The 22,492-nt window shown below is 63.9% G+C and carries 31 protein-coding genes and 1 tRNA gene; 11 read left to right on the top strand and 21 right to left on the bottom strand.

The annotated features are described in order from the left end of the window. Window positions 1-16 precede the first annotated feature (16 nt). Both istB and istA read right to left on the bottom strand, forming a co-directional pair. Window positions 17-799 (bottom strand): IS21-like element helper ATPase IstB, encoded by a 783-nt coding sequence (gene istB, locus SBA_RS04110; protein ID WP_261935982.1) that lies wholly within the window; start codon window positions 797-799, stop codon window positions 17-19. Next, on the bottom strand, window positions 789-2,312 hold the full coding sequence (istA, locus tag SBA_RS04105) for an IS21 family transposase (protein WP_261935981.1): 1,524 nt from the start codon (window positions 2,310-2,312) through the stop codon (window positions 789-791). The genes istB and istA overlap by 11 nt, the downstream gene beginning before the upstream one ends. Window positions 2,313-2,375: 63 nt before the next feature. Between istA and SBA_RS04100 the strand changes: the two genes are divergently transcribed. Further along, window positions 2,376-2,894: a recombinase family protein gene (locus tag SBA_RS04100; protein ID WP_261935980.1), complete on the top strand. Its 519-nt coding sequence runs from the start codon at window positions 2,376-2,378 to the stop codon at window positions 2,892-2,894. Here the strand turns inward: SBA_RS04100 and SBA_RS04095 are convergent, their stop codons facing one another. The 3 genes from SBA_RS04095 to SBA_RS04085 form a co-directional block, all read right to left on the bottom strand. Continuing rightward, window positions 2,895-3,080: a hypothetical protein gene (locus tag SBA_RS04095; RefSeq protein WP_261935979.1), complete on the bottom strand. Its 186-nt coding sequence runs from the start codon at window positions 3,078-3,080 to the stop codon at window positions 2,895-2,897. It abuts the gene before it with no gap. Between the two features lie 330 nt (window positions 3,081-3,410). After that, window positions 3,411-4,751, bottom strand: a complete 1,341-nt coding sequence (locus tag SBA_RS04090; protein WP_390902381.1) for a tyrosine-type recombinase/integrase — start codon at window positions 4,749-4,751, stop codon at window positions 3,411-3,413. Window positions 4,752-4,993: 242 nt separating this feature from the next. Continuing rightward, a tRNA-Leu gene (locus tag SBA_RS04085) sits at window positions 4,994-5,080 on the bottom strand. Window positions 5,081-5,195: 115 nt separating this feature from the next. Here SBA_RS04085 and SBA_RS04080 point away from each other — a divergent pair. The 3 genes from SBA_RS04080 (at window position 5,196) to SBA_RS04070 (ending at window position 7,181) form a co-directional block, all read left to right on the top strand. Beyond that, window positions 5,196-5,978 carry an alpha/beta fold hydrolase gene (locus SBA_RS04080; protein ID WP_390902380.1) on the top strand — a complete coding sequence of 261 codons (783 nt, stop codon included), beginning with the start codon at window positions 5,196-5,198 and terminating at the stop codon, window positions 5,976-5,978. Further along, on the top strand, window positions 5,978-6,847 hold the full coding sequence (locus SBA_RS04075) for a tetratricopeptide repeat protein (protein WP_261935976.1): 870 nt from the start codon (window positions 5,978-5,980) through the stop codon (window positions 6,845-6,847). Before SBA_RS04080 ends, SBA_RS04075 begins: the two co-directional genes overlap by 1 nt. Window positions 6,848-6,935: 88 nt before the next feature. After that, window positions 6,936-7,181, top strand: a complete 246-nt coding sequence (locus SBA_RS04070) for a hypothetical protein (protein WP_261935975.1) — start codon at window positions 6,936-6,938, stop codon at window positions 7,179-7,181. Between the two features lie 9 nt (window positions 7,182-7,190). Here SBA_RS04070 and SBA_RS04065 read toward each other — a convergent pair whose 3' ends face one another. Further along, on the bottom strand, window positions 7,191-7,898 hold the full coding sequence (locus SBA_RS04065; protein WP_261935974.1) for an SIMPL domain-containing protein: 708 nt from the start codon (window positions 7,896-7,898) through the stop codon (window positions 7,191-7,193). Window positions 7,899-8,002: 104 nt separating this feature from the next. On the opposite strand from SBA_RS04065, the gene SBA_RS04060 reads away from it, so the two are divergent. The 3 genes from SBA_RS04060 to SBA_RS04050 are packed head-to-tail and all read left to right on the top strand — an operon-like array spanning window position 8,003 to window position 9,631. Then, entirely contained in the window at window positions 8,003-8,437 is a 435-nt protein-coding gene (locus SBA_RS04060) for a VOC family protein (RefSeq protein WP_261935973.1), read from the top strand. A 5-nt stretch (window positions 8,438-8,442) separates the two neighbouring features. Continuing rightward, a complete protein-coding gene (gene gloB, locus SBA_RS04055) occupies window positions 8,443-9,177 on the top strand; it encodes a hydroxyacylglutathione hydrolase (RefSeq protein WP_224546350.1) in 735 nt (244 codons plus the stop codon). A 52-nt stretch (window positions 9,178-9,229) separates the two neighbouring features. Next, on the top strand, window positions 9,230-9,631 hold the full coding sequence (locus SBA_RS04050) for a hypothetical protein (RefSeq protein ID WP_261935972.1): 402 nt from the start codon (window positions 9,230-9,232) through the stop codon (window positions 9,629-9,631). A 6-nt stretch (window positions 9,632-9,637) separates the two neighbouring features. On the opposite strand, the gene SBA_RS04045 is transcribed toward SBA_RS04050, so the two are convergent. The 5 genes from SBA_RS04045 to rpmF form a co-directional block, all read right to left on the bottom strand. After that, window positions 9,638-9,988, bottom strand: a complete 351-nt coding sequence (locus tag SBA_RS04045; RefSeq protein WP_224546354.1) for a MerR family transcriptional regulator — start codon at window positions 9,986-9,988, stop codon at window positions 9,638-9,640. Between the two features lie 82 nt (window positions 9,989-10,070). After that, window positions 10,071-10,367 (bottom strand): integration host factor subunit alpha, encoded by a 297-nt coding sequence (gene ihfA, locus SBA_RS04040; RefSeq protein ID WP_224546356.1) that lies wholly within the window; start codon window positions 10,365-10,367, stop codon window positions 10,071-10,073. A 107-nt stretch (window positions 10,368-10,474) separates the two neighbouring features. Further along, window positions 10,475-11,443 (bottom strand): beta-ketoacyl-ACP synthase III, encoded by a 969-nt coding sequence (locus SBA_RS04035; RefSeq protein WP_261935971.1) that lies wholly within the window; start codon window positions 11,441-11,443, stop codon window positions 10,475-10,477. Continuing rightward, window positions 11,440-12,465 carry a phosphate acyltransferase PlsX gene (gene plsX / locus SBA_RS04030; protein WP_261936678.1) on the bottom strand — a complete coding sequence of 342 codons (1,026 nt, stop codon included), beginning with the start codon at window positions 12,463-12,465 and terminating at the stop codon, window positions 11,440-11,442. Before plsX ends, SBA_RS04035 begins: the two co-directional genes overlap by 4 nt. A 66-nt stretch (window positions 12,466-12,531) precedes the next feature. After that, window positions 12,532-12,711 carry a 50S ribosomal protein L32 gene (gene rpmF / locus SBA_RS04025; protein ID WP_066606737.1) on the bottom strand — a complete coding sequence of 60 codons (180 nt, stop codon included), beginning with the start codon at window positions 12,709-12,711 and terminating at the stop codon, window positions 12,532-12,534. Between the two features lie 232 nt (window positions 12,712-12,943). On the opposite strand from rpmF, the gene SBA_RS04020 reads away from it, so the two are divergent. Beyond that, a complete protein-coding gene (locus SBA_RS04020) occupies window positions 12,944-13,375 on the top strand; it encodes an MAPEG family protein (RefSeq protein ID WP_261935970.1) in 432 nt (143 codons plus the stop codon). On the opposite strand, the gene SBA_RS04015 is transcribed toward SBA_RS04020, so the two are convergent. From SBA_RS04015 to SBA_RS03995, 5 genes are all read right to left on the bottom strand, one after another. Continuing rightward, entirely contained in the window at window positions 13,376-14,035 is a 660-nt protein-coding gene (locus SBA_RS04015; RefSeq protein WP_261935969.1) for an MBL fold metallo-hydrolase, read from the bottom strand. 38 nt (window positions 14,036-14,073) lie between these two features. Beyond that, the gene (locus SBA_RS04010; protein WP_088184139.1) at window positions 14,074-14,502 is read right to left on the bottom strand and encodes an RrF2 family transcriptional regulator; all 429 of its coding nucleotides are present in this window, start codon (window positions 14,500-14,502) and stop codon (window positions 14,074-14,076) included. 86 nt (window positions 14,503-14,588) lie between these two features. After that, window positions 14,589-15,632 (bottom strand): glycerophosphodiester phosphodiesterase, encoded by a 1,044-nt coding sequence (locus tag SBA_RS04005; RefSeq protein WP_261935968.1) that lies wholly within the window; start codon window positions 15,630-15,632, stop codon window positions 14,589-14,591. Continuing rightward, window positions 15,629-15,985 carry an ArsC family reductase gene (locus tag SBA_RS04000; RefSeq protein ID WP_224546372.1) on the bottom strand — a complete coding sequence of 119 codons (357 nt, stop codon included), beginning with the start codon at window positions 15,983-15,985 and terminating at the stop codon, window positions 15,629-15,631. Before SBA_RS04000 ends, SBA_RS04005 begins: the two co-directional genes overlap by 4 nt. A gap of 15 nt (window positions 15,986-16,000) precedes the next feature. Further along, window positions 16,001-16,381: a RidA family protein gene (locus tag SBA_RS03995; RefSeq protein WP_224546374.1), complete on the bottom strand. Its 381-nt coding sequence runs from the start codon at window positions 16,379-16,381 to the stop codon at window positions 16,001-16,003. A gap of 155 nt (window positions 16,382-16,536) precedes the next feature. Here SBA_RS03995 and SBA_RS03990 point away from each other — a divergent pair, with 155 nt between their 5' ends. Together SBA_RS03990 and SBA_RS03985 are read left to right on the top strand one after the other, a co-directional pair. After that, window positions 16,537-16,833: a hypothetical protein gene (locus SBA_RS03990; protein ID WP_224546376.1), complete on the top strand. Its 297-nt coding sequence runs from the start codon at window positions 16,537-16,539 to the stop codon at window positions 16,831-16,833. A 175-nt stretch (window positions 16,834-17,008) separates the two neighbouring features. After that, window positions 17,009-17,530 carry a thermonuclease family protein gene (locus SBA_RS03985; protein WP_261935967.1) on the top strand — a complete coding sequence of 174 codons (522 nt, stop codon included), beginning with the start codon at window positions 17,009-17,011 and terminating at the stop codon, window positions 17,528-17,530. 7 nt (window positions 17,531-17,537) lie between these two features. Here the strand turns inward: SBA_RS03985 and SBA_RS03980 are convergent, their stop codons facing one another. The 4 genes from SBA_RS03980 to SBA_RS03965 form a co-directional block, all read right to left on the bottom strand. Further along, on the bottom strand, window positions 17,538-18,152 hold the full coding sequence (locus tag SBA_RS03980) for a glycine zipper 2TM domain-containing protein (protein ID WP_261935966.1): 615 nt from the start codon (window positions 18,150-18,152) through the stop codon (window positions 17,538-17,540). A gap of 302 nt (window positions 18,153-18,454) precedes the next feature. Beyond that, window positions 18,455-18,655 (bottom strand): hypothetical protein, encoded by a 201-nt coding sequence (locus SBA_RS03975; protein ID WP_224546379.1) that lies wholly within the window; start codon window positions 18,653-18,655, stop codon window positions 18,455-18,457. Window positions 18,656-18,670: 15 nt separating this feature from the next. Further along, window positions 18,671-18,937, bottom strand: a complete 267-nt coding sequence (locus SBA_RS03970; RefSeq protein WP_261935965.1) for a hypothetical protein — start codon at window positions 18,935-18,937, stop codon at window positions 18,671-18,673. 135 nt (window positions 18,938-19,072) lie between these two features. Then, window positions 19,073-20,125 carry a ribonucleotide-diphosphate reductase subunit beta gene (locus tag SBA_RS03965; RefSeq protein ID WP_224546381.1) on the bottom strand — a complete coding sequence of 351 codons (1,053 nt, stop codon included), beginning with the start codon at window positions 20,123-20,125 and terminating at the stop codon, window positions 19,073-19,075. Between the two features lie 102 nt (window positions 20,126-20,227). Here SBA_RS03965 and SBA_RS03960 point away from each other — a divergent pair, with 102 nt between their 5' ends. Next, window positions 20,228-20,473, top strand: a complete 246-nt coding sequence (locus SBA_RS03960) for a DUF2171 domain-containing protein (RefSeq protein WP_066606771.1) — start codon at window positions 20,228-20,230, stop codon at window positions 20,471-20,473. A 46-nt stretch (window positions 20,474-20,519) separates the two neighbouring features. Here SBA_RS03960 and SBA_RS03955 read toward each other — a convergent pair whose 3' ends face one another. After that, window positions 20,520-22,460 carry a ribonucleoside-diphosphate reductase subunit alpha gene (locus SBA_RS03955; protein ID WP_390902377.1) on the bottom strand — a complete coding sequence of 647 codons (1,941 nt, stop codon included), beginning with the start codon at window positions 22,458-22,460 and terminating at the stop codon, window positions 20,520-20,522. Between the last annotated feature and the right edge of the window lie 32 nt (window positions 22,461-22,492).

Raw genomic sequence — 22,492 nt, 5'->3', positions numbered from 1 at the left:
GGATGTCAGGGGTGGGTCAAGATGGGGTTTTCTCCTTTCTGGTTTTGGGCTGCTGAGCCGAGCTGTTCTTGAAGCGGAAGCTGTCGTTCCCGGTCTCAAGGATGTGGCAGTGATGGGTGAGCCGATCGAGGAGCGCGGTGGTCATTTTGGCGTCACCGAAGACGGTGGCCCATTCGCTGAAGCTCAGGTTAGTGGTGATGATGACGCTGGTGCGCTCGTAGAGTTTGCTCAGCAGGTGGAACAGCAGTGCACCGCCTGAGGCGCTGAACGGCAGATAGCCAAGTTCGTCGAGGATCACGAGATCGGAGTGGGCGAGCCTTCCGGCGATCTGGCCCGCCTTGCCCTGGGCCTTCTCCTGTTCGAGCGCGTTGACGAGCTCGACCGTGGAGAAGAACCGCACCCGTTTGCGGTGATGCTCGATGGCCTGGACGCCCAGGGCCGTGGCGATATGGGTCTTGCCCGTGCCGGGGCCGCCGACCAGCACGATATTGTCGGCAACATCCATAAACTCGCAGCGGTGGAGCTGGCGAACCAGCGCCTCGTTGACCTCGCTGCTGGCAAAGTCGAAGCCCGCTAGGTCGCGATAGGCTGGGAACCGTGCGGCCTTGAGCTGATAGGATACCGATCGCACCTCCCGTTCGGCGGTCTCCGCCTTGAGCAGTTGTGACAGGATCGGAACCGCCGCATCGAACGCTGGCGCGCCCTGCTCCATGAGATCGGTGACGGCCTGAGCCATGCCATGCATCTTGAGGCTGCGCAGCATGACGATGATGGCGCCGCTGGCGGGATCATGACGCATGGCGGTTCTCCCGACGCAGGGCGTCATAGCGTTCCACATTGGCCATCGGCTCGCTGACCAGTCTTAGCGCCTGTGGCGCCGTGATCGGCGGTGTTGTCAGCGGCTTACCGTCGATCAGCCGGTGCAAAAGGTTGAGGATATGAGTCTTGGTCGGAACACCGGCCTCCAGCGCCATGGTGACCGCCATCAGCACGACCTGCTCATCATGATGCAGCACCAGCGCAAGAATCTCGACCATCTCCCTGTCGCCGCCGGGGGATCGCAGCAGATGGCGCTGTAACCGCTGGAAGGCCTCAGGCATCTCGAGGAACGGCGCGCCGTTGCGCAGGGCGCCAGGCTTGCGCTGGACGACCGCCAGATAATGGCGCCAGTCATAAACAGTGCGTCCCGGCCCATCATGGGATCGATCGATGATCCGCTGATGTTCACATAGCAGCTGCCCCTCTGCGACGACGAGGAAGCGGTCCGGGTAGAGCCGCACACTGACAGGACGGTTGGCGAAGGACGCCGGAACGCTGTAGCGATTACGCTCCAGATGGACGAGGCAGGTCGGTGAGACCCGCTTGCCATACTCGACGAAGCCGTCGAACGGCCGTCCCATCGGCATCAGGCTCGCCACCTCATCGGCCCAGGCATCGGCGACCGAACCAAGCTCAACACCATGTGGGATATCCTGCCACAGCGCCTTGCAGCGCGCTTCAAGCCAGATGTTCAACGCGTCGAGCGTCTCGGTCTGGGGAACAGGCTGCCAGAGCCGATGGCGCGCATCCTGCACGTTCTTCTCGACCTGGCCCTTCTCCCAGCCCGCTGCCGGATTACAGAACTCGGCCTCGAACAGATAATGGCTGACCATCGTCAGGAAGCGGGCATTGACGGTCCGTTCCTTGCCGCGTCCGACCTTGTCGACCGCGGTGCGCATGTTGTCGTAGATGCCGCGCCGCGGCACCCCGCCCAGCACGCGGAACGCATGATTATGGGCATCGAACAGCATCTCGTGGGTCTGAAGGAGATAGGCCCGCACGAAGAAGGCACGGCTGTAGCTGAGCTTGAAGTGCGCCACCTGCAGCTTGGTGCGCACGCCATCGATGATCGCCCAGTCCTCGCTCCAGTCGAACTGGAACGCCTCACCCGGCGCAAACGACAGCGGCACGAAGGTGCCGCGTCCGCTCACCTGCTGCTGCCGGCGATAATCATCGCGCCAGGCACGAGCAAAGGCCGCGACACGGCCATAGGATCCATCAAAGCCCAGGCTCACCAGATCGGCATGCAACTGCTTCACGGTTCGCTTCTGCTTGCGCGAACGGCCCATCTCTCGTCTGAGCCAGGTCGTCAGTCGCTCGACGAACGGGTCCAGCTTGCTCGGCCGCTCAGGCACCTTGAACTGCGGCTCGACTGTGTCCGACCGCAGATACTTACGGACGGTGTTGCGGGATAGACCGGTGCGCTTGGCTATCTCCCGGATCGACAGATGATCGCGGTAATGCCAGCGCCGGATAACGCTCAATAATGCCATGTCCAACACTCCATGGTCCCCCGCTCAAAGCCAGGGACGTGTTCAAACATGGGTCACTTCTCAGTGGAAATTACTGGCTTCCCCGGGTCACTTCTCAGCAGCAATCAACACACCGACCACGGTATCAGCGGGTCGAAGGGACGTGACAAGCGCCCCGGCTATGACGCGCTGATGAAGGCTGTCGCGCGGCGCGAGATCGACATGGTGGCAAGCTGGGCCGTGGACCGGCTCGGACGCTCCCTCCAGAACCTCGTCACCTTCCTCACCGAGATCAACGCCAAGGGGGTGGACCTGTATCTCCACCAGCAAGCACTCGACACCAGCACGCCCAGCGGACGCGCCATGTTCGGCATGCTGTCGGTGTTCGCCGACTTCGAGCGCGAGATGATCATCTCCCGGATCAAGGCCGGGTTGGCGCGATCCACGAAACGGTCAGGCCGACCGCCCCTCGACGCCGAGAAAGTCGAGCGTATCAAGCGCTCCCTCACCAAGGGCGTCTCCATCAACGCCACGGCCAAGAAGCTCAAGGTCGGTGTCGCGACCGTCCATCGGGTTAAGCAGCAGATGGCGCTCGCCGCCTGATCAGCAAGCGCGAAACCAGTCCATCGCCTCGTCGAAGGTCATCGCCATTCCCGGCTGCGCGCCTGCCTGCTCGATACGCGCGAGGAAGTCCGGGTCGAGTTCTTCACCCCGGCAGATCGGGCACGGCTCATCATCGCCGTCCAAACACTCCTCGTTATGCCGATCTATCACCGAGCCCTCGTCCATGACCAAGACCGCCCATACCACAGAGCGCGCCCCATCACTCAACGCCGATGAAGACCGCAGCGGTTCGGGTGTTCTTCTGGGCATCGAACCTTCAAGCCCTCCCACCATTGAAAAGGCAGGACAAAACTCGACACTACCCGGCGACCTCGATCACCCACCTTGGCATACTCCTCTTCTGGGCACCATTTGTTCTCAAAGCATTGATAATGCTGGGGGATCGTCGGCAAGACGGTCCCCAGAGAGCGTCTGCTACACAGAACTGCTACACAGTCCGGGGCACCAATCGTCCCCAAACCCTCGGAAAACTGCCGTAAATGGTCGTGAGGGCTGCTATTTGGCGTTCCACGCCAGATGTGAGATATCCACTTCGCGGAAGGTAAGCTGGCTGACCGCCTCTGCCAGCACGGCCACCCGATGCCCGCTGCCGTAGTTCTCGGATGCTCCCCGCTTCCCCGTTCCGTTCGTCCATCCGCCAAGCGCCATTGCAAGGTCATGGTCTACACGTGCGGCACGCAACTCGTCTCGGAAGTTATGACGGAATGAATGGAAGCAGGTGCGAGGTTGATAGGCACCGCAGCTTCGAAGAAACTGCGTGAACCATTTTGAAAACGCGACCGACCGCACGCCCTTGGTGCCGGGGTCAATCTCCTCGAACAGCTTCATACGACCAGCGCGGCGCTGTTTGTCAACGAAGTGTAGCAGCCCGCAGTCGATCAGGTTCTTGTGGATCGGCATGAGGCGCTCACTCGCGCCCGTCTTGAGGTTCTTGTCAGTGCTCCCGGCAACAGACTCCTCGGTGATCACGAAGCAACGCACCCCATCGACCGTTCGAATATCGGCGACATCGAGTTGGCAGATTTCGTTCAATCGCATGCCTGTGTGTAGGCCGATCAGCGGCACCCAGAAACGTGCATTCCGAGGCCGCTCGATTCCCGGTTTAGCGTATCCGCGCTCCCCATCGAAGCACCCCCGATAGAGCGGAGCGTTGAAGATCGCGTGTAGCTGGCTCGGGCTGAACGGAAAGCGCTTGTCCTTCTTGGCAGTGTCGTCGGGCAGACGCAGGCCGCGTATCGGATTCCGATCGAGTAGCTCCTCATTGACAGCCCAGTTCAGGAAGCTCGACAGGTTGGCGAGACAGGTGTTGGCGTTTGCTGCGCTGATGAGGTCGGTTTCGCCGCGCGTTCGAGCCCGATCGGCGGCTTGGCGGGCGGTGAGCTTCGGGAACCGCTTGGCGGCGTTGCGCGGCATGAAACGCAGAACATCGATATAGTCGCGACAATGGGCGCGAGCCAGCGATCGCATGGGAACGTCTTTGCCGATGATCGACACGGCAAGCCTGCGGCTTGTCTCATATGCTTCCCGCGTTCGGGCTGACCACCCCTGCGTCGGATCGGTCATATACTGCTCGTATGCTTCGCCAAGGGTGAGGCTGCTGGTCGGAACAGGAGGCGATGGCTCCGCCTCGACCAGAGCCGCATCAGGGATCGCCTGACTCCTTGGCATGGCATCGTCCGACGACGGTTCGAGGAGCGTCGGATCGCAATGAAGACCAGCGGCCCAGCGGCGATGTTCGATCTCTGCTTCGACCCGAGCCATGGCGCTGGGCAACCGCCGCAAGGCGATCTTCAAGCTGTCCGTTCGAAGCGACCGCCATATCTCGGCGCGGCCCATGAGCGCGCGAGCGTCATGCGGAATCCTGCGACGGTAATAGAACTGCGTGCCCCGGATACACAGTCCGACAGGCCGATTGTGTAGCAGTGCTGTGTAGCAGCCCTCACGACCATTTACGGCAGTTTTCCGAGGGTTTGGGGACGATTGGTGCCCCGGACTGTGTAGCAGTTCTGTGTAGCAGACGCTCTCTGGGGACCGTCTTGCCGACGATCCCCCAGCATTATCAATGCTTTGAGAACAAATGGTGCCCAGAAGAGGACTCGAACCTCCACGACCTTGCGATCGCCAGCACCTGAAGCTGGTGCGTCTACCAATTCCGCCATCTGGGCACGGGGTAGGAGGGCGCCTCTAACCGGGTCCCCCAATGCTGTCAACGCATTGTCTCCAATATTTTTCTCGCCATCGCAAAAAGCCGGTCTAAGGCGGAATTGTCGTCACAAGATCATGAAGGATGCAACCGTGAACGCTATTCCCGCCACCCCGCCCGCGCTGTTTGCCCGGCCTGACGGGCTGCGCCTGGCCTATCGGCGACAGGGTGGCGTCGGACCGACGATCGTCTTCCTGCCCGGCTACATGTCCGACATGGAGGGCAGCAAGGCGGTCGCGCTGGAGCGGTGGGCCACAGAGCAGGGTCGCGCGATGCTGCGGCTGGACTATGCCGGTTGCGGCGCCAGCGAAGGCCGCTTTGCCGATGGAACGCTGGCGAGTTGGCGCGACGATGTGCTGTTGCTGCTGGACGCGGTGACGCAGGGGCCGGTGGTGCTGGTCGGATCGTCCATGGGTGGGTGGCTGGCGTTGCTGGTGGCACTTGCGCGGCCGAACCGCGTGGTGGGGGTGGTCGGCATCGCCGCCGCGCCCGACTTCACCGAATGGGGCTTTACCGACGCGGACAAGGCGCTGCTGACGACCGAGGGGCGGATCGAGGAGCCGTCACCCTATAGCGAAGCCCCTTATGTCACGACGCTGGCCTTCTGGCAGTCGGGGCAGGCATTGCGGCTGCTGGAGGGCGAGATCGCGATCGATTGCCCGGTGCGGCTGCTCCACGGTCAGCAGGACAAGGACGTGCCCTGGTATGTGGCGGTGAAGGCGGCGGCGCGGCTGCGTTCATCGGATGTGCAGACGTTGCTGATTAAGGACGGCGACCATCGCCTGTCGCGCGACGGCGACATCGCCCTGTTGATCCGCACCGTCGCCAGCCTGTTGGCCCAAATTGTGGATACCCATTGATGCTCCTTTTCCTGCCGATCCTGCTCCAGGCCTATGATCCCGAGATCGAGGCGGTGATGAACCGCAGCCGCAAGGAAAAGCAGGAAGAGCGCGCCGCGGCTGCGGCGGCGGCGACTCCTGCGGCGGCGGCCCCGGCACGGACGGATGGCAAGATTCCCGTGCCCGCCAAATTCGCCGCCCCCTTCCAGGCGTGCCTGGATCAGGCGATCGAATCGCCCGACGCCGGGATCGCCTTCGCCCAGAAATGGCGGATCGACGGAGGCGGCTTCTACGCGCGCCACTGTATGGGCTTCGCCTATGCGCGCGCCGAGCGCTGGACGCCCGCGATCGTCGCCTTCGAGCAGGCGGCCGAGGAAGCCGAGCGCAGTGGCGAGATGGTGGAGGCGGCGCGGCTATGGGCGCAGGCCGGCAATGCCGCGATGGCGAGCGGCGACCTGCCCAAGGCCCGGGGCGATTTCGATGCGGCGCTGGCGCGCGGACTGCCCGACGGGCTGGAAAAGGGCGAGGTCCATCTGGACCGGGCGCGGGCGCTGGTGGCGCTGAACGAACCGGATGCGGCGCGCGATTCGCTGGACATCGCACTGGTACAGGCGCCCAAAGACCCGCTGGGCTGGCTGTTGTCGGCGACGCTGGCGCGCCGGTCGGGCGAGATGAGCCTGGCGCAGGCGCATATAGCGCGCGCGGTGCAATTGTCGCCCGACGATGCCTCCGTGGCGCTGGAGGAGGGCAATATCGCGGTCCTGACCGATCATGAGGACATTGCGCGCGCGGCCTGGGCGCGGGCGATGAGGCTGGCCCCGGACGCGCCGTCCGGCAAGGCGGCGGCGGACAATCTGTCGCGGCTCCCGGTCGCCCAGCCTGCACGTTAAGATCACCAGCAAGACTTTGTAACGGAACCGCTTTCGCCTTCGCCCCGTTCGCTCGTCCGTAGCGGGATTGCGTGAAGGAGACAGCGAGTTGGACAGTTATTGGAAGAAAAGCGCGGCGATCGGCCTGCTGCTGGTCGGTGCGATGGCGACCACCGCCTGTTCGCGCGGCGCGACGCGCGGCGGCCTGATCGGCGGCGCCGGCGGCGCGGTCGTGGGCAGCGCCACCGGTCTTGGCACAGTGGAAGGCGCGGCGATCGGTGGCGCGGTCGGCGCGGTCATCGGCGACAAGGACGAGCGCTGTTCGCGTCGGGATCGTCGCCGGGGCCGGTGCTGATAAGGCCGATTATTTGAGGTAGAAGTCGACGGTCGTGACGACGCGCACCTTCTTATAGGGCGTGTCGCTCGATCCGTCGCCGCCTTCGCCATCGCGGGCGTCGATCGAGAAATAGCCCTGGGTAGCGCTCTTGATGCCCCCTACCCCGGACCCAGAATCCTTGGCGAACTGTTCGGCCGCGGCGCGGGCGTCCTTCGTGGCGGCGGCGACCATGTCGGGCTTCACGTCGTTCAGCCTGGTGAAGCTGTATTTCATGCCCGACCCTTCCTGCAGCGTCACGCCGCGACGGACGAGGTCGAATTGCTGCGCCACCGCCTTTTCCGCGCGAGCGATGTCGGTCGTGCGGAGCAGCATCCGCTGGGTAATGGTGATATTGTTGACGCCATTGTTGAGATATTGGTTCACCCCCGCGCCGGTCGGGGTCAGCTCGCCCGGCTTGAAGCCAAGGCCAGTGAAATAGGCCTGCAATTCCTTGGTATTATTATCGATTTCGGCGCGAACGGTGGGCAGGTCGAAGCCGGTCGCGGAATAGCTGATCGACCAGGTGGCGAGGTCCGCCGTCACATCCTTTTCCGCCAGGCCGCGCACCGTGACCGAGCGGTCCGCCGCCTTGGCCCGTTTCAGCCCGTCGCCGAGCAGATAGCCGCCCGCGATCGTCCCGAACGCCAGCAGCGCCGCGCCGCCCAGCAAAACCTTGTCCCGCATTTCCAACGCCATTGTCTGCTTCCCTCTTCCGTCCGGTGATGCGCGACCTTATCTTGGGTACACAGCTACGATCGCCGAGATGAACCGTTGCTTTATAGCGACGAACGGAGAAAGACTTGCCCAAATTTCTGCATAGCATGATCCGCGTCAGTGACGTCGGCAAGAGCATCGCCTTTTTCGACCTGCTGGGCCTGAAGGAGGTCAAGCGCTTCGACAGCGAGCAAGGGCGTTTCACGCTGGTCTATCTCGCCGCGCCGGGCGACGAGGACGCGCAGGTCGAACTGACCTACAATTGGCCACCGGCCGATGGCAGTCCAGCCGAAACCTATGATGGCGGGCGCAATTTCGGCCATATCGCGTATCAGGTCGAGAATATCTACGACACTTGCCAGCGGCTGATGGACGCCGGCGTCACGATCAACCGGCCGCCGCGTGACGGGCATATGGCGTTCGTGCGGACGCCGGACGCTATTTCGATCGAACTGCTGCAGGACGGGCGGCTGGAACCGGCCGAGCCCTGGGCGTCGATGCCCAATATCGGCGTCTGGTGAACGCCATGCTGGAGGTTGTCCGCATCCCCGTGCTCAACGACAATTATGTCTGGCTGCTCCACGACGGGGCAAGCGACGAAACCGTCGCCATCGATCCGGCGGTGGCGGAACCGGTGTTGCAGGCGGCGGCCGCGCGCGGCTGGACCATCGGCCAGATATGGAACACCCATTGGCATGGGGACCATGTCGGCGGCAATGCGGCGATCAAGGCGGCAGCAGAGGCATGGGGCGGATGCATCATCACCGGCCCGGCGGCGGAGGCCGAGAAGATCGGCACGCTGGACCGGACGGTGGTCGAAGGCGACAGCGTGCGGATCGGCGACCATGTCGCTGCGGTGATGGCGGTGCCGGCGCATACGGCGGGGCATATCGCCTATCATCTGGCCGACGATCAGATCCTGTTCGTGGGCGACACGCTATTCGCCATGGGCTGCGGCCGGCTGTTCGAAGGGACGGCGGCGCAGATGTTCAGCAATATGACGCGCTTCGCCGCGCTGCCGGACGACACGATCGTCTATTGCGCGCATGAATATACGCTCTCCAACGGCCGCTTTGCGCTGGGCGTGGAGCCGGGCAACGCCGCGCTGGCACGACGGGTCGCGGCGGTGGAGGCGGCGCGGTCGCGCGGCGAGGCGACGGTGCCGACCAGCATCGGGCTGGAGCGGGACACGAATATCTTCATGCGCGCGCGCAATGTGGCGGAACTGGCCGAACGGCGCGCGGCAAAGGACGCCGCCTGACGGTTTTTGCGCTATGGTGGCGTCCTAGATGCGGAGATGATGGAGAATCGCGATGCGCGGATGGATTGGGATGGCGCCGCTGCTGCTGGCGGCCTGCACCGGCAGCTATGAGCCGACGCCGCTGACCGACAAGCAGGCGACGAAACTCGACAAGGCGCTGGCCGGCAAGGTGGCGGGCGAGAAGGTCAGTTGCATCAATCGCGAACCGCAGACCAACCTGACGGTCATCAGCAACAATGTCCTGCTCTACAAGGTCAACCGCAAGCTGGTGTACAAGAATGACCTGATCGGCAGTTGCAGCGGCCTGACCTATGGCGACACGATGATCGTGCGCAGCTATGGATCGCAAATGTGCCGGGGCGACTTCACCACCACCGCCAATTTGCAGACGGGCATCACGACCGGCGCCTGCGCGCTGGGCGACTTCATACCCTATCGCGCACCGAAGCCATAAACAGGGTCAGTCGCCGATCGCTCTGGCGAGGGCGGTACGGACGGCCATGAGGCGGGCCAGAAGGTCCGAAGGATCCAGCGGCGCAGCCTTGACGACGGGCATGGCGGGCGCATGGCCATTGCCATCCACCAGCGCCTTTTGCGCGCCCTTGACGGTGAAACCCTCGACATTGAGCAATTGGTGGATGCGGCGCGCAAGCGCGACGTCGGTGGGCCGATAATAGCGGCGGTTGCCCGATCGCTGTAGCGGGCGCAGTTGTGGGAAACGCGTTTCCCAATAGCGCAATATATGCTGGGGAAGACCAAGCTCGCCGGCCAGCTCGCTGATGGTCAGAAATGCACCCTCTGCCTTTTCCATGACAGCGATGTTGCACCCATAATCGACCGAACGTCAACTATGGTAAAGCAATGGTAATGCTGGAAAAGCGGCCAGCCGCACTTTAAACTGCGGCGACCCGGTCGCGCATCGTCTGGCTGGCGCGGAAGGTGAGCACCCGGCGCGGTTCGATCGGCACTTCGACGCCGGTCTTGGGATTGCGGCCCATACGTTCCGTCTTGTCGCGCAGGACGAAGGTGCCGAAGCTGGAAATCTTCACATTCTCCCCGCGTTCGAGCGCGCAGGACATATGTTCGAGGATCGATTCGACCAGCGCCGCGGCTTCCGCCCGCGACAGGCCGACATGGCGGTTCACGCTTTCAGCCAGGTCCGCCCGCGTCAAGGTTGCATTGCCGGTCATCGAACATCCCCACTTCATGGCCTCAGCGACCATCTTCGCGGATGATCTGTCTGAAATGTGATCGATTCGCAGCGCTTTGGCAAGCGCCGCCTATCCTGCGTGCAGGCCTAGAGCCGCAGGACGCACGCGCCCCAGGTGAAGCCGCCGCCCATCGCTTCCAGCACGACCAGATCGCCCGTCTTGATCCGGCCGTCCCGCACCGCATGGTCGAGCGCCAGCGGCACGGACGCGGCGGAAGTATTGGCGTGACGATCGACCGTCACCACCACCCGGTCGGGCGACAATTTGAGCTTGCGCGCTGTCGCGTCGAGAATGCGGGCATTGGCCTGATGCGGCACCAGCCAGTCGATCTCGTCGGTGGAGAGGCCCGCAATGTCCATCACTTCCCGCAGCACCGAGGCGAGATTGACCACGGCGTGGCGGAAGACTTCCTGGCCGCGCATCCGCAGCTTGCCCACCGTCTGGGTCGTGGACGGGCCGCCGTCGACATAGAGAAGCTGGTTGTGACGGCCATCGGCATGGAGCTTGGCGGCGAGGATGCCCCGCGCACCGTCCGCGCTCTCCTCCGCCCCCAGCACCACGGCGCCGGCGCCGTCGCCGAACAGGACGCAGGTCGTGCGGTCTTCCCAGTCGAGGATGCGGCTGAAGGTTTCCGACCCGATCACCAGCGCACGGTTGGCCGCGCCGGATCGGATCATGCTGTCGGCCACGGTCACGGCGTAGAGAAAGCCCGAACAGACCGCCGCTACATCGAACGCCACGCAATCGTCGATGCCCAGTGCCGCCTGCACCTTGGTCGCGGCGGCCGGGAAGGTCTGGTCGGGGGTCGCCGTCGCCAGGATGATGAGGTCGATATCCTGCGCGGCGATGCCCGCCGCTTCGATCGCCTGACGCGCAGCGTCGGCGGCCAGGCTGGCCGTGGTTTCGCCTTCGCCCGCGATATAGCGGTTGCGGATGCCGGTGCGCTCGACGATCCATTCGTCGCTGGTGTCGACGGTCTGCGCCAGTTCGGCATTGCTGACCGCACGAACGGGCAGGGCCGAGCCCGTGCCGAGCAGGATGGAGCGGCGGATCACTTGACGGGCTGCTCCAGCTTGGACGCGGCGGCCGACAGCGACTGGATGCCCGCCATGTCGGCGGCGATCCGGCGGGTGATGTCTTCCTCCAGCAGGCGCGCGGCGACATGGACGGCGTTGGCCACGCCCTTGTCGTTCGCGCTGCCATGGCTCTTCACAACCACGCCGTTGAGGCCGAGGAAGACCGCGCCATTGTGGTTGTTGGGGTCGAGATGATGCTTGAGCAGGTGCATGGCGGGCTTGGAGATCAGGAAGCCGATCTTCGAGCGGATCGAACTGGTGAACGCCTTGCGCAGCACATCGGTGACGAAACGGGCAGTGCCCTCCGCCGTCTTGAGCGCGACATTGCCGGAAAAACCGTCGCACACGATCACGTCGGCGTCGCCGCGCGCGATCTTGTCGCCTTCGGTGAATCCGTCGAACTGGAGCGGCAGAGTCTTTGCGCTACGCAGCACGGCGGCGGCGTCGCGAATCTCGTCGGTGCCCTTGAGGTCTTCGGTGCCGATGTTGAGCAGGCGCACGCGCGGCCGTTCAAGGTCGAAGGCGATGCGCGAATAGGCCGCGCCCATTACCGCGAACTGGACGAGGTTGCGGGCGTCGCACTCGGTATTGGCGCCCAAGTCCAGCATGACGACGTCATTGTCGCCCAGCGTCGGCAGCAAGGCCGCCAGCGCGGGACGATCGACGCCCGGCATGGTGCGCAACGCCAGCTTCGCCATCGCCATCAGCGCGCCGGTATTGCCGGCAGACACGGCCGCGCCCGCCTGACCCGATTTCACGGCGGCGATCGCCATGCTCATCGAGCTGCTCTTCTTGCGGATCGCCACGCTCGGCTTGTCGGAACCCGCCACGACGGTGTCGGCATGGACGATTTCCGACGCCGCGCGCAGGTTGGGGTGATGATCGAGCGCAGCCTTGATCTGCGTCTCGTCGCCAAACAGGGTGAAGCGCAGCCCGTCATGACGGTGGCGGGCCAAAGCCACGCCTGCCATCATCACGCGCACGCCTTCGTCCCCGCCCATCGCGTCTATTGCGATTCGCGGCTGACTGGACACTCAGATCACCCCTTTGCGGAGATGGGGATGGGCTTACGCCCCGACGGCGACGATTTCGCGGCCGTTATAATGCCCGCAGGCGTCGCACAGATTGTGGGGACGCTTCAGCTCGCCGCAGTTGGAGCATTCCTGAAATGCTTCGACGCGCAGCGAATCGTGGCTACGGCGCATGCCGCGCTTGGAGGGGGACGTTTTCCTTTTGGGGACAGCCATGTCGGCACCTTGTTCCGTATAATATCAAGTTGTACGACCGGCCAGTTCCGAACAGAAAAGCTGACGCCAACGGCGCCGCAGACCCATGCGGCCCGGGTGATCGCGAAGCCCTGCGCCTATAGCGCTTTTTGTCGGGGGTGCAAGGCTTTCCTTTCCCATTGGCCTTTCCCTTTGACCTTGCCCGGTCGTCCATGCCGTCTAGGATATGGCGCCTGAAACGAGGGGATATTCCATGCTGCTGCCGATCACCCTGACCTTTGCCGCGGCCTGCGCGCTGCTCAACCTGTGGATCGCGACTCGCTGCGCGCGCATTCGCATCGCCGACAAGGTGATGCATGGCGATGCGGGCAACAGCGTGCTGGCGCGGCGGATGCGCGCCCATGCCAATTTCGTGGAATATACGCCGATCGTGCTGATTCTCTTCGCGCTGGTCGAACTGGCCGTGGGCGCGTCGCTCTGGCTGTGGATCGGCGCACTGGTCTATGTGGTGGCGCGGGTCGCCCATGCGTTCGGCATGGACGCCGACCAGCCCACGGTCTGGCGCGCGGGCGGCGCGCTGCTGACCTGGGGCGTGATGGTCGCGATGGCCATCACCGCGCTGACGATCGCCTATAGCGCGACGCGGGCAATGCCCGTGCCGCCGGCAATGGCGGCGCGGGGGTAATTATCCCGCCAGCACCGAATCGGCGACGAAGGGGTTGGTCCGCCGCTCATGGGCGAAATTGCTCATCTGGCCATGGCCGGGCACGAAGGCCGTCTCGCCGCCCAGCGGCCACAGCTTGCCCGTAATGGCGTCGATCAGATGCTGATGATTGCCGCGCGGAAAGTCGGTGCGGCCGATCGATCCCTGGAACAGGACATCGCCCACGATCGCCAGCTTGCTGGGCGCATGGTGGAAGACGACATGGCCAGGCGTGTGGCCGGGACAGTGATAGACATCGAAGGTCAGTTGACCGACCGTCACCTGATCGCCGTCGACCAGCCAGCGATCGGGTTCGAAGCTCTCGCCGGGCAGGCCCCAGCGCTCCCCATCCTGCGGCAGCCGGTCGATCCAGAAACGATCATCCTCATGCGGCCCCTCGATCGGGACATTCAGGTCGCGCGCCAGCACGCCAGCCTGTCCGCAATGGTCGATATGACCGTGGGTGACGAGGATCTTCTCGATCGTCACACCATGTTGCTGCGCCGCCTTCCTGAGCACCGGCAGGTCGCCACCCGGATCGACGAAGGCGCCGCGCATCGTTGCCGTGCACCAGAAGAGGGTGCAATTCTGCTGCAACGGGGTGACGGGGATCAGGACGGCTTTGAGCGGCGGGGTGGTCATGCGGCTGATGTGGCGAAGGTAAGGCGCAAGCGCAAGGCTCAGGCCGCGTCGTCGGTCACCGCAAACGGCTCCGCCAGGCTGATGCTGTCCAGCACCTTGGCGGTTTCGTCGCGGACGCGCAGCATCACGCGGTGCAGGCGGCATTCCGATTCGGGCAGGCAGTTGGTGCAGCTTTCATGCGCGAACCGGCTGGCGCAGGGGGTGAGCGCCAGCGAGCCGCGGGTCAGCCGGACGATGTCGCCATAGCTGACGTCCACCGGCGCCAGCGCCAGCCAATAGCCTCCATCCCTGCCCCGCTGCGTCGCGACCAGTCCTTCGCGCGACAGTTCGGACAGGATCACGGTCAGGAATTTGGATGGGATATTCTGGCGCGTCGCGATTTCATTGAGGGGTACCGGACCCTGGCGGTAGCGATCGGCGAGATGCTGAAGCGCACGGATGGCGTAACGGGTCTTCTGGGACAACATGGGTCCGTTATTCGCCCGCGCACCCGCTTTGGCAAGTCAAGCGAGGCGAGAGAGAAAGAAGTTTTCGCTTGGCGCGCCATCGCCGATCAGGGTGCGGTGGCGGACAGAGCCGCGCGCGCCTGCCCGGGAAAGTCGCTGAACAGGCCATCGACCCCGGTGGCGGCGATGGCACGGACCCAGCCGGCGAAGTCGCCGCGACCCTGCGGATCGTCGGGGCGCTGATATTGGGCGGGCAGGAAGCTGTTTTCCATCCGCAGCGTCCAGACATGAACCTGCAAGCCCGCATCATGGGCGCGGCCAACCAGCGCGGTCGGGCCTTCGGGCGCGATGATCAGCGCCGCCGAAGGCCCGATGCCATCGGCGTAGGTGGCGATCTCCGTCAGGCCCTGGACCGTCAGCATGTCCGCATAGCTGGTGCCGGGCAGGTCGGCCGGGCCGCCCTCCGCGTCGACCAGTTGAATCAGGCGCAGCCGGGTCGCGGCGCGAAGGGCCTTCAGATTGCCGACCTCGAACGACTGGATGAAGACCGGGTCGGCCTCGCTCTGATAGCCGTAGCGGCCGAGCAGATCGAGCAGCGCGGCCTGATGCGGCAGCCCCAGCCCCGCGAAATAGCCGGGATGCTTGGTTTCGGGATAGAGGCCGATGCGGCGGCCGGTTTCGGCCTCCTTCGCGCGGACCAGCTTCAATATCTCCTCGAAGGTCGGGATTTGATAAAGGTCGTCGAAACGCCGATTGGCCGGGCGGACATCGGGCAGCCGTTCGCGCGCATGCAGCGTGCGCAGTTCGGCGAGGGTAAAATCCTCGGTGAACCAACCCGTCATGGCGACCCCGTCGATCGTCTTCGTCGTCTTGCGATCGGCGAATTCAGGATGCTCGGCGACATCGGTGGTGCCGGCTATCTCATTTTCATGCCGGGCGACCAGCACGCCGTCCTTGGTCAACACCAGGTCCGGCTCGATATAGTCGGCGCCCTGATCGATCGCCCGCTCATAGCTAGCGAGCGTATGTTCGGGCCGTTCGCCGCTGGCGCCACGATGGGCGATCAGGATCGGTTCGGCCTGAACCGCAGAGAGGGGAATGAGGCTCATCAACAGATACAGTCCGATGCGCGCCAGCCCCCGCCCGATCATGCCTTCACGCCCTGTAGTGCATTTTCATAGGTCGTCGCCTTGAACCCGACGAGAGTTTCGCGGCCGGTGTCGAGGATCGGGCGCTTGATCATCGAAGGGTTGGTGATCATCAGCAGGATCGCCTTGTCCGCATCGATATGCGCCTTGTCCCCGGCGTCCAGCGCCTTGAAGGTGGTGCCGGAGCGGTTGAGGATGGTTTCCCAGCCATGTTCCATCACCCATTCTTCCAGCTTCGCCTTATCGACGCCGGCGACCTTATAGTCGTGGAAGCTGTAGCTGACCCGCTCATTGTCCAGCCAGTTGCGGGCCTTCTTGATCGTGTCGCAATTTTTGATGCCATACATGGTAATCATGATGCGGTGCTCCTGTTACCCTTTGAAGGCGGTGACTTCGATTTCGATCTTCATCTCCGGCTTGACGAGGCCGGCGATGACGCAACTGGCCGCGGGGCGGATGTCGCCGAACACAGGGCCGGCGATATCGCCCATCACATCCCAATAGGCCGCGTCGGTGATATAATAGGTCACGCGCACGACGTCGGAGAAGGAAAAGCCCGCGTCGTCCAGTGCCTTGCCGATGACCTTGAGCGCATTCCGGCCCTGCTCCACAACCGATTCCGGCATGGTCTTGGTTTCGGGATCGGTGCCGGTGGTGCCGGCGACGAAGCACCAGTCGCCCTGGACGACGGCGCGCGAATAGCCGACCTGCGCCTCGAAGGGCGAGCCGGAGGAAATGAGCTGGCGGGGCATGGGAGATTCCTGCTGCAGTGCGAAAGGATCAGAGCGGCCTTTGCCTCCTTGACGAAAGACTGTCCAGTCATTTCCGGGCCAGTCATTTCCCCGGAACGGCGGGCGCGCAAGGCCGTTGGGGAAGGATCGGGCATCAGGCCCCAAGGAGACATGCGATGGACCGCCCTACCCCCGACCGCGAACTGGAAGACAATAAGGAACAGGCCGAGGCCGGCACCCAGGCGCAGGATGTCGCGGATGATGCGCGGGCGCGCTCCACCGACCTTGCCGAAGAAAGCGAACATGGCGGGCGCGCCAACCCGGCGCAGATCATCCCCGACGACGTGCCCGATCTGGTCGACAAGATGACCGAGATGGACCGGTCCGGCCGGATCGACATGGACGCCTATGCCGGCGAGCCGCAAATGGACGATGAGGAAGATGAGATGGGGCCGACCGAGGAGGACGAATAGCGCTGGGCGCTGGCGACGGTGTTCATCCTTTAAGCGCCGTTTCGGATGATCCCGGCCGGGATGATAGTGCGCCGGTCCATGGCGTTGACCGGCGTCAAATCGGATCGTCGCCGGATCGGTGAAAAGCTGGATCGGCTTTAACGCCCTGTTTGCCGGACGCTCGCTAGAGCGGGGCATGGCGAGACAGAAATATGCGCGTGGCCGGCAGGTCCGGTTGGGATTTAGCGGGCCGGCGCTTCTCTATATGCTGTGCCTGGGCTTGCTGCTTGGCTGGTATGGGCCGGACTGGATCGCGCGGATCGACCTGCCTCCGATCGCTGCGCCAGCGCCGGAGGTTGCGGCCGACGGCCTGCGGGCCGATTTCGCCTTCTGCCATAGCGGCGGCGGGACCAATTGCGTTGTCGATGGCGACACATTCTGGTTCCGCGGCGAGAAATATCGCATCGCCGACATCGACACGCCCGAAACCCATGGCCCGCGCTGCCTGGCGGAGGGCGAACTGGGCGCGCGTGCGACACGGCGATTGCAGGCGCTGATGAATGAAGGGGCTTTCTCGCTGGAAAGCGGCGATCGCGACAGCGACCGCTATGGCCGGGCCTTGCGGTTGGTAACGCGCGGGGGCCAGTCGATCGGCGAACAACTGGTCGCCGATCGACTGGCCCGACGCTGGGATGGCAGCCGCCACCCCTGGTGCTAGTGCCGACTTAGCGGCAGTTGACGCCGCCGCGGTCGATCTCGCGACCCAGCAGCGCGCCGGCGCCGCCGCCGATCAGGATGCCCGCGACATTGGACTGGCCACGGTCGATCTGGCTGCCGAGGAGGCCGCCCAGAGCTGCGCCCACGATCAGACCGGTGGTGCCGTCCGACCGGCGGCAATAATAGCGGTCGTCATAGCCACGGTAGATACGGGTGCGGCGATCGACCCGGATCGGGGCGTAGCCGGTGCGATAATAGCGGTCGGGCCGATAGGAACGACCATAGCGCGGATCGGGACGGTTCCAGTCATAGCTGTAGACCGGACGGCCGGGACGGCGATAGTCGGCGCGACGATTGTCCGCGCGGCGATCCTGGTGCCAATCGCGGCGGTCTTCCCGGCGATCCTGCCGGAAATCGCGACGATCGGCGCGACGATCCTGGCGGAAATCGCGACGGTCCTCGCGCTTTTCCTGGCGAAATTCGCGGCGATCCTCGCGCCGTTCCTGGCGATGCTCGCGATTATGCTGGCCGGGCTGGGCGAAGGCCGGGGTGGCGGCGACGCCGGTCAGGGCGATTGCGCCGAGCGACACGGCGGCGATGGCCTTGTGCAACGAAAATCTCACGGGTGGGACTCCTTCCCTCTGGGTATCGTGGCGGTAGAACCCGCGAGATTAGGGGATGTTGCATGAACGGAACAAAACGCGTCGTTCAGTCGGGGGACAGGGGCGTAAGGAGCGGCGCGGGCGACCGGAACTTCCGGAATTTCATGCCTGTCGACCATGGGAAGTTTTTTGCAGGACGATTTCCCCCTCGCACGGCGGGATGCGGTCTGACGATGCGAAGGAACGGGCAGAGCATAGCGTAGCGGCGGCATGTAGGACAGCGCGGACGGGATCGGCCGGATGCGCCCAGGGCGCCAACGGCGTCAGAGCGCGTTGGCGAGGGCGGCGCGCTGGTCGTTGGTGAGGCCGTCGGCGGCAGCGTTGTCGTCCTGCGCGCCGGGACTGTCGTCGCCGGAGCCGACGAACTGGATGGCGGTCAGGATCACCAGCAGCGCCCAGAGCAGCGCGAACCAGCGGCTGGTGAAGATCGAGCGGAGGCGGACGCCGAAGAACATGGCGCGCATGATAAGCGAGCGGGGTTAAGGAAGCTTCACCCCGGCGACGCGGTCCTTTGCGGGATCGGGGGCGGCAAAGGTGATCGGGCTGGTCAGCACGACCCGGTCGAGCCGCGTGGCGCTCATGCAGCGATGACACCAGCACTGGTCGAAGACGACCTCCAGCACCCAATGCTGCGCCGCCATGTCCCACGCCGCCCAAGCGTCGCGCGTGACATGGTCGCTGCCGCAGACATTGCAGATATAGCTGTGATGGCGGGATGTGTGAGGGGGCGGGGCTGGCTCGGTCATGGGGCGAGCATAAAGCGATTCGCGCCGTTTTGGCGCGAGATGGGTCCGTTATGGACGCAAAGCACGGTTCCCGCCGTCGAAGGCATATTGGAAGCGTAAAGGTGGCGCCATCGCAGGCGCCACCTTCGATCATTGTCACTCCGCCGCGATGCCCGCCGCCTTGAACATGTCCGGGTCGGTGTCGTCGGTGTTGGCCGCGTCGCTGCCCTTGATCTTCTGACGACGGTCGAAGGCGTCCCAGACGTCGTTCCACTGGCCGCGCGTCGCGCCCTTCGAATATTCGGTCGCGCGGGTTTCGAAGAAGTTGGCGTGCTCCACGCCGTTCAGCATCGGGGCGAGCCAGGGGAGCGGATGCTCGTCGATCATGTAGATGGGCTTCAAACCCAGCTGGCCCAGGCGCCAGTCGGCGATATAGCGGACATATTTCTTGATGTCCTTGGGCGTCATGCCGGGCACCGGACCCATTTCGAAGACCAGATCGACGAACGCATCCTCGATCCGCACCGTCTTCTGGCACATGTCCATGATGTCGTCCTTGACCGCCGGGGTCAGGCAGTTGCGTTCCGCGCAGAAGGCGTGGAACAGCTTGATGATGCCTTCGCAATGGAGCGTTTCGTCGCGGATCGACCAGGTGACGATCTGGCCCATCCCCTTCATCTTGTTGAAGCGCGGGAAGTTCATCAGCATCGCGAAGGAGGCGAAGAGCTGCAAGCCTTCGGTAAAGCCGCCGAACATGGCGAGCGTGCGGGCGATATCCTCGTCCGTGTCGACGCCGAACTGTTGCAGATAGTCGTGTTTGTCCTTCATCTCCTTATACTGCATGAAGGCGCTATATTCGCTTTCGGGCATCCCGATCGTGTCGAGCAGATGCGAGTAGGCGGCGATGTGGACGGTTTCCATGTTGCTGAACGCGGTCAGCATCATCTTGACCTCGGTCGGCTTGAACACGCGGCCATATTTTTCGTGGTAGCAATCCTGCACTTCCACGTCGGCCTGGGTGAAGAAGCGGAAAATCTGCGTCAGCAGGTTGCGCTCATGATCGGACAGCTTCTGCGCCCAGTCGCGGCAATCCTCACCCAAAGGCACTTCCTCGGGCAGCCAGTGCAGCTGCTGCTGGCGCTTCCAATATTCATAGGCCCAGGGATATTCGAAGGGCTTGTACACCTTGGAGGCTTGGAGAAGAGGCATGGGACGGAACTCCGGGCGAAATCGTTACGAATGAAGGGCGGTTGCAACCCGGGCGGGGACGGGACGTTGAGACGTCGCTACCCCCCGCACAGGAGAAATATCATGGTCGACCTCAGCAGCATTCAGGAACATGCCGAAGTGATCGGCGCCGATGGCGTCCATGTCGGCACCGTCGACCATATGGACGGTGACCGGATCAAGCTGACCAAGAAGGACAGCGGGGAAGGCAGCCATAAGGGGCATCATCATTATATCAGCCAGGGCCTGATCGCGGCAGTCGAGGATGACGGCACGGTGCGGCTTTCCGCCAATGCCGACGTCGCGGTGACGTTCGAAGAAGAAGCCTGAATGCGCGGGCGCGGCGGCATAGGCCGTCGCGCCCGGCGTCAAACCCTTATTGACAGGCGAGGCACTCGTCATAGTCGGTGGTCTCGCCGATTTCGAACTTGGGTGCGTCGATCGTATTGTCGGCCTCCACGCCGCCGGCGAAGCCCGCGCGCTGGACCGATTTCGACCGCAGATAGTAGAGCGACTTGATGCCCAATTCCCAGGCGCGGAAGTGGAGCATGAGCAGATCCCATTTTTCCACATCGGCCGGGATGAACAGGTTCAGCGACTGCGCCTGGTCGATATAGGGCGTGCGGTCGGCGGCCAGTTCGAGCAGCCAGCGCTGGTCGATTTCGAAGCTGGTCTTGAACGTGTCCTTTTCTTCCTGGCTCAGGAAGTCGAGATGCTGGACCGAGCCGCCCTTCTCCAGGATCGAGTTCCACACCGCGCTGCTGTCCTTCGCCTTGGCGACCAGCAGCTTTTCCAGATAGGGATTCTTGATCGAGAAGCTGCCCGACAGCGTCTTGTGGGTGTAGATGTTCGCCGGGATCGGTTCGATACAGGCCGACGTGCCGCCGCAGATGATGGAAATCGACGCGGTCGGCGCGATCGCCATCTTGCAGGAAAAGCGCTCCATCACGCCCTGATCGGCGGCGTCGGGGCACGGGCCGCGTTCCTGCGCCAGCATCATCGACGCTTCGTTCACCTGAGCGTTGATATGCTTGAAGATGCGCAGGTTCCACGACTTGGCCATGGCGCCTTCGAAGGGAAGCCCACGCGCCTGGAGGAAGCTGTGGAAGCCCATGACGCCCAGACCCACCGAGCGTTCGCGCATCGCGCTATATTTGGCGCGCGCCATTTCGGGCGGGGCGCGGTCGATATAATCCTGCAACACATTGTCGAGGAAGCGCATGATATCCTCGGCGAAGGTCGGATGATCCTTCCACTCGTCCCAGGTTTCCAGGTTCATCGACGACAGGCAGCAGACCGCCGTGCGATCATTGCCCAGATGGTCGCGACCGGTGGGCAGCGTGATTTCCGAGCAGAGGTTGGAGGTCGATACCTTCAGCCCCAGATCGCGATGATGTTTGGGCATCATGCGGTTCACCGTGTCGTTGAACACGATATAGGGCTCGCCGGTGGCCAGCCGTACCTCGACAAGCTTCTGGAACAGGGCGCGGGCATTGACCGTGCCGCGGATCGACTGATCCTTGGGGCTGCGCAGATGGAAGTCCGCACCGTCGCGCACCGCTTCCATGAACTCGTCGGTCAGCAGCACGCCATGATGCAGGTTCAGCGCCTTCCGGTTGAAGTCGCCGCTGGTCTTGCGGATTTCCAGAAACTCCTCGATCTCCGGGTGGGAGACGTCGAGATAGCAGGCGGCAGAGCCACGGCGCAGCGAACCCTGCGAAATCGCGAGGGTCAGCGAATCCATCACCCGAACGAAGGGAATGATGCCGCTGGTCTTGCCGTTCAAACCGACCGGTTCGCCGATGCCGCGCACATTGCCCCAATAGGTGCCGATGCCGCCGCCGCGCGACGCGAGCCAGACATTCTCGTTCCAGGTGTTGACGATGCCTTCCAGGCTGTCGTCCACGCTGTTGAGATAGCAGCTGATCGGCAGGCCGCGCCCGGTGCCGCCGTTCGACAGGACCGGCGTCGCGGGCATGAACCAGAGGCGCGAAATATAATCATAGACGCGCTGGGCATGCGCGGCGTCGTCGGCATAAGCGGCGGCGACGCGGGCGAAGAGATCCTGATAGGATTCGCCAGGCAGCAGATATCGGTCGTTCAGCGTGTCCTTGCCGAACTCCGTCAGCAGCGCGTCGCGCGACGGATCGGTCGTGACGGCGAAGCGCCGCGCCTGCACGGTCGAGGAGGTCAGCACCTCCGGCTCCGCCCGCGTTTCCACGGGCGCGGCCGAGGCCTGCGCCTTCATATCATCCAAAAGATCGTCCATCACAGTCGCCACGTCGCCAGCACCTTGTCCACTATCCCGAAAATCCATGCGAGCCCCCGATGTTCCTGTTCCGTTCGACT

Source organism: Sphingomonas bisphenolicum (genome assembly GCF_024349785.1).
GTDB classification, from domain to species: Bacteria; Pseudomonadota; Alphaproteobacteria; order Sphingomonadales; family Sphingomonadaceae; genus Sphingobium; species Sphingobium bisphenolicum.
This window is presented reverse-complemented; position numbering and strand designations above follow the sequence as displayed.

Excerpts from the sequence above, each read along its gene's own strand:
- istB (WP_261935982.1), bottom strand. The coding sequence starts at position 799 with ATGCGTCATGATCCCGCCAGCGGCGCCATCATCGTCATGCTGCGCAGC.
- istA (WP_261935981.1), bottom strand. The coding sequence starts at position 2,312 with ATGGCATTATTGAGCGTTATCCGGCGCTGGCATTACCGCGATCATCTG.
- SBA_RS04095 (WP_261935979.1), bottom strand. The coding sequence starts at position 3,080 with ATGGACGAGGGCTCGGTGATAGATCGGCATAACGAGGAGTGTTTGGAC.
- SBA_RS04090 (WP_390902381.1), bottom strand. The coding sequence starts at position 4,751 with ATGGGCCGCGCCGAGATATGGCGGTCGCTTCGAACGGACAGCTTGAAG.
- SBA_RS04080 (WP_390902380.1), top strand. The coding sequence starts at position 5,196 with ATGAAGGATGCAACCGTGAACGCTATTCCCGCCACCCCGCCCGCGCTG.
- SBA_RS04075 (WP_261935976.1), top strand. The coding sequence starts at position 5,978 with ATGCTCCTTTTCCTGCCGATCCTGCTCCAGGCCTATGATCCCGAGATC.
- SBA_RS04065 (WP_261935974.1), bottom strand. The coding sequence starts at position 7,898 with ATGGCGTTGGAAATGCGGGACAAGGTTTTGCTGGGCGGCGCGGCGCTG.
- gloB (WP_224546350.1), top strand. The coding sequence starts at position 8,443 with ATGCTGGAGGTTGTCCGCATCCCCGTGCTCAACGACAATTATGTCTGG.
- SBA_RS04050 (WP_261935972.1), top strand. The coding sequence starts at position 9,230 with ATGCGCGGATGGATTGGGATGGCGCCGCTGCTGCTGGCGGCCTGCACC.
- SBA_RS04045 (WP_224546354.1), bottom strand. The coding sequence starts at position 9,988 with ATGGAAAAGGCAGAGGGTGCATTTCTGACCATCAGCGAGCTGGCCGGC.
- ihfA (WP_224546356.1), bottom strand. The coding sequence starts at position 10,367 with ATGACCGGCAATGCAACCTTGACGCGGGCGGACCTGGCTGAAAGCGTG.
- plsX (WP_261936678.1), bottom strand. The coding sequence starts at position 12,465 with ATGGGCGGGGACGAAGGCGTGCGCGTGATGATGGCAGGCGTGGCTTTG.
- rpmF (WP_066606737.1), bottom strand. The coding sequence starts at position 12,711 with ATGGCTGTCCCCAAAAGGAAAACGTCCCCCTCCAAGCGCGGCATGCGC.
- SBA_RS04020 (WP_261935970.1), top strand. The coding sequence starts at position 12,944 with ATGCTGCTGCCGATCACCCTGACCTTTGCCGCGGCCTGCGCGCTGCTC.
- SBA_RS04015 (WP_261935969.1), bottom strand. The coding sequence starts at position 14,035 with ATGACCACCCCGCCGCTCAAAGCCGTCCTGATCCCCGTCACCCCGTTG.
- SBA_RS04010 (WP_088184139.1), bottom strand. The coding sequence starts at position 14,502 with ATGTTGTCCCAGAAGACCCGTTACGCCATCCGTGCGCTTCAGCATCTC.
- SBA_RS04005 (WP_261935968.1), bottom strand. The coding sequence starts at position 15,632 with ATGATCGGGCGGGGGCTGGCGCGCATCGGACTGTATCTGTTGATGAGC.
- SBA_RS04000 (WP_224546372.1), bottom strand. The coding sequence starts at position 15,985 with ATGATTACCATGTATGGCATCAAAAATTGCGACACGATCAAGAAGGCC.
- SBA_RS03995 (WP_224546374.1), bottom strand. The coding sequence starts at position 16,381 with ATGCCCCGCCAGCTCATTTCCTCCGGCTCGCCCTTCGAGGCGCAGGTC.
- SBA_RS03990 (WP_224546376.1), top strand. The coding sequence starts at position 16,537 with ATGGACCGCCCTACCCCCGACCGCGAACTGGAAGACAATAAGGAACAG.
- SBA_RS03985 (WP_261935967.1), top strand. The coding sequence starts at position 17,009 with ATGGCGAGACAGAAATATGCGCGTGGCCGGCAGGTCCGGTTGGGATTT.
- SBA_RS03975 (WP_224546379.1), bottom strand. The coding sequence starts at position 18,655 with ATGCGCGCCATGTTCTTCGGCGTCCGCCTCCGCTCGATCTTCACCAGC.
- SBA_RS03970 (WP_261935965.1), bottom strand. The coding sequence starts at position 18,937 with ATGACCGAGCCAGCCCCGCCCCCTCACACATCCCGCCATCACAGCTAT.
- SBA_RS03965 (WP_224546381.1), bottom strand. The coding sequence starts at position 20,125 with ATGCCTCTTCTCCAAGCCTCCAAGGTGTACAAGCCCTTCGAATATCCC.
- SBA_RS03960 (WP_066606771.1), top strand. The coding sequence starts at position 20,228 with ATGGTCGACCTCAGCAGCATTCAGGAACATGCCGAAGTGATCGGCGCC.
- SBA_RS03955 (WP_390902377.1), bottom strand. The coding sequence starts at position 22,460 with ATGGATTTTCGGGATAGTGGACAAGGTGCTGGCGACGTGGCGACTGTG.